Below are 3,466 nucleotides of genomic sequence, written 5' to 3' on the forward strand. Positions count from 1 at the left end.
GGCTGCGGCTCGACCGGTTCGCCCTGGCGAGCGAGGCCGGCAACTATGAGTTGCAGGCCGGCCCGTTGCTGCTCGAGCATGACGAGAACGGGCCCGGCATCGGGTCCACCGTGCAGAGCCCCTATGCCCTGATCGCGGTGCGCGGCACCCGGTTCTTCGCCGGGCCCAGCAACAACGTGTTCGGCGTGTTCGTCGCGACTGGCCGGGTCTCCGTGCAGGCGGCGGGACAGAGCGTGCTGCTCGACCCGGGCGAGGGCACCAACATCCCCAGGCCCGGCGCTCCGCCGAGCCCGGCCGCCCCCTGGGGTGCCGCCCGCATCCAGGCTGCGCTCGCCAGCGTCGGATGACCGGGGCCGCTGCTGCCCCAATGCATGGCTCATGACCGACCGGATGCCGGCGCTGGCGGGCCTGCTCTGTGCCCTGATCCTCGCTCTCGTGCAGGCGCTGGCCCCGCCGGTCTGGCGGGTCCGGGCGCTGGACCTGCTCCAGCTCGTCATGAGCCCGCTGGAAACCGGCGCAGGCCGTCCGGAGCCGGCCTTCGCGGTCACCGTGGTCGACATCGACCGCGCCTCCCTGGAGGCGATCGGCCCCTGGCCCTGGCCGCGCGCGACAATGGCGCGGCTGGTGGCGGCGGTGGCTGAAGCAGGGCCGGCATCGATCGGGATCGACATCCTGTTCGCCGAGCCGGACCAGCGCTCGCCCGCGGCCCTGGCCCGCCAGCTCGCGGCGGCAGCGCAGGACCCGGCACTGGCCGAACTCGCCCTGCGGCTGCCGGATGGTGACCTCCTGCTGGCGGATGCCGTGGAATCTGCGGCGACCGTACTGGGTTTCGTGCTCGATCCGGACGGCACACGCGACCTGCCGGGTCCGCCCTTCCTGGTGGCCGGCCGGCCGGATCTGGCCGGGCTCTGGCAGAGTGATGGCGGGACCGGGCCGGCGCCGGCCCTGGCGGCGGCCGCGTCGGGACTGGGCGCCTTGTCGCTGCCGGGCGATCCGGACGGCAGGGTGCGCCGCGTGCCGCTGCTGGTGGCGGCCGGGCCGGCGGTGCTGCCGGGGCTCGCCCTGGAGACGCTGCGTCTGGCCTATGGCTCGGCCGCCTACCGGCTCCTGGCCCTGCCGCACGGCACCATGAGCCTGGAGGTCGGCGGGCAGGAACTGCCGCTGCCGGCCGACGGCTTCCTCCCGCTTGGGCCAGAGACGGAGCCTGAGCCGCACTGGCTGTCCGCTCGGGCCGTGCTGGCCGGCGAGGTGGATGGGCTCCTGGGGAGCATTGTGCTGATCGGCAGCTCGGCTCCTGAATCGGGCGGCCTGCGGGCCACGGCGTTCGAGCCGCTGAGCCCCTCGGTCGGCATTCATGCGCAGGCGATCCAGCAACTCCTGCGTGGCCGCGTGCTGCTGGACACGCCCTTCGCCCACTGGCTGGAGCCAACGGCCGGGCTGGCGCTTGCCGGGCTCGTGATCCTGGCAGCCCTCCGGCTGGGGCCGATGCCGGGTCTGGTGGTGCTGGCTGTTCTCGGTCTGGCATGGCTCGGTACGGCTGGCACGTTGCTGCACTGGGCGGGCCGGTTGCTCGATCCGGCGGGGCCGGTGCTGGTGGCGACCGCGGCCTTCGCCGTCACATCGGTGGGGGCACTGTCCCTGATCCGCAGGCGCGAGCTGCACTTGCGCGACAGCTTCGGCCGCCGCCTGCATCCGGCGATGGTCGAACGCCTGGCGCGCAGCCCCGAGCGCCTGAAGCTCGAGGGAGAGCGGCGCGAGGTGACGGTGCTGGCGACCGATCTCGAGGACTTCACCGCGCTGACCCGCCGGCTGGCGCCGGCCGACCTGATCGCGCTGCTCGACCGCTACCTGGAGGGTATCGTCCGGATCGTGGTCGACCATGGCGGCATGATCGACAAGCTGGTGGGCGATGCGGTCCACGCGATCTTCAACGCGCCCCTGGACCTGCCGGACCATCACCAGCGGGCGCTAACAGCGGCAACCGCCATCCTGGCCTGGACCGAGCGCTTCCGCGCAGAGCCGGCCGCTCAGGCGGTGGGCTTCGGCCGGACCCGGATCGGCCTGGAAAGCGGGGTCGTGGTGGTGGGTGATGTCGGGCTCGGCACGCGGCTGGACTACACCGCCTATGGCGAGGCCATGAACTTGGCGGTCCGGCTGGAAGGGCAGAACAAGTTGCTCGCCACCTCGATCCTGATCGGTCCGGCCGCGGCGGCGGCCCTGGGGCCGGACCGGCTGCGGCCGCTGGGTGCCCATCTGGTCCGGGGCATCGAGCGGCCGCTCGAGCTGTTCACCCCGGTAGAGGCCGGGGCGCCCACTCAGACCGCGGTGTAGCCACCGTCGATCATGATGTCGTCGCCAGTGATCAGGTCCGAGGCCGGCGATGCCAGGAACAGGATCAGGTCGGCGACCTCGATCGGCTGGCCCACCCGGCCGAGCGGCACCTTGGCGACGAACGGGTCGTAGCGTGCCGGATCACCCCAGTAGGCCTGGCCCAGCGGGGTCATGATCACGGTCGGGCAGATCGTGTTGACCTGGATGTTGTGCGGCGAGAGCTCGGCCACCATCACCTTGGTCATCGCGTTGAGCCCGCCCTTGGAGGCGGAATAGGTGGCGTGGCCCAATAGGCCGATCATGGCGGCTTGCGAGCTGATGTTGATGATCTTGCCGCGACGCTGCGCGATCATGCCAGGGGCGAGCAACTGGGTGAGCAGCAGTGGCGCCCGCAGGTTGATGGCGATCACCCGGTCGAAGCTGTCCATGCTCGCTTCCAGGATTGGCTCGCCGCAGCCGATCCCGGCATTGTTGACCAGAATGTCCATGGTGCCCCAGGCGTCCAGGGCCTCCTGCGCAGCACGGCGACCCTCCTCGACCGAGGTCAGGTCTGCCTGGATCACGAGGCAGCGCCGTCCCTTGGCCTCGACATCGGCCTTGATCTCCGCGAGGCCCCCCGGATCACGGGCGACCGCGACGATGTCGGCGCCGGCATCGGCCAGTACCCGACAGGCCTCGGCACCGATGCCCTTGGATGCGCCCGTCACAAATGCCTTTCGTCCTGCCACCGAAAAACGGTTCACGAAATCGCCCATGCTCAACCCTCCCTGTCGACGCCGCCGGGACCTTTGGTCCGGCGGTGCGGAAGGTGGGCTGGCCTTGCCAGCCGCGTCAAGCGCGGCCGCCGGACGACGGCGGGTCAGCCCTGAGCGACCGTATCCGCCATGACCGCGCCACGACTGCCCATCGGCCGCTCGGCGCCGCTGGTCGAATCCCGCTCGGTCTGGTGCTCCAGCTCGGCATTGAGCTGGCCGCCCACCAGCACCACCGTCGCCGAGAGCCAGATCCAGGTGAGGAAGCCGATCACGGCGCCCAGCGAGCCATAGGTGGCGTCGTAATTGCCGAACCGGCTCACATACCAGGAGAACAGCATCGAGCCGATCACCCAGACCACGGCGGCCAGGATGCTGCCGGG

Annotated in this window: 3 protein-coding genes and 1 pseudogene; 2 read left to right on the forward strand and 2 right to left on the reverse strand. The window is 71.4% G+C overall.

Annotated features, from left to right (window positions below; translation table 11 throughout):
- Together VNS22_RS20540 and VNS22_RS20545 are read left to right on the forward strand one after the other, a co-directional pair.
- Nucleotides 1-347: pseudogene (locus VNS22_RS20540) on the forward strand (iron dicitrate transport regulator FecR); the annotation flags it as partial.
- Nucleotides 348-378: 31 nt separating this feature from the next.
- The gene (locus VNS22_RS20545; protein ID WP_325735755.1) at nt 379-2,331 is read left to right on the forward strand and encodes an adenylate/guanylate cyclase domain-containing protein; all 1,953 of its coding nucleotides are present in this window, start codon (nt 379-381) and stop codon (nt 2,329-2,331) included.
- Here VNS22_RS20545 and VNS22_RS20550 read toward each other — a convergent pair.
- Both VNS22_RS20550 and VNS22_RS20555 read right to left on the reverse strand, forming a co-directional pair.
- A complete protein-coding gene (locus tag VNS22_RS20550) occupies nt 2,316-3,038 on the reverse strand; it encodes an SDR family oxidoreductase (protein ID WP_325735757.1) in 723 nt (240 codons plus the stop codon). The two genes, VNS22_RS20545 and VNS22_RS20550, sit on opposite strands and share 16 nt — an antisense overlap.
- A 152-nt stretch (nt 3,039-3,190) precedes the next feature.
- Nucleotides 3,191-3,466 (reverse strand): YihY/virulence factor BrkB family protein (locus VNS22_RS20555; RefSeq protein WP_325735759.1); only part of this gene is annotated, 276 nt, incomplete at its 5' end.

This window comes from Geminicoccus sp. (assembly GCF_035556675.1).
Taxonomy (GTDB): Bacteria; Pseudomonadota; Alphaproteobacteria; order Geminicoccales; family Geminicoccaceae; genus Geminicoccus.

Bases quoted from the DNA above. Each gene is read 5' to 3' on its own strand.
- VNS22_RS20545 (WP_325735755.1), top strand. From the start codon at position 379: ATGACCGACCGGATGCCGGCGCTGGCGGGCCTGCTCTGTGCCCTGATC.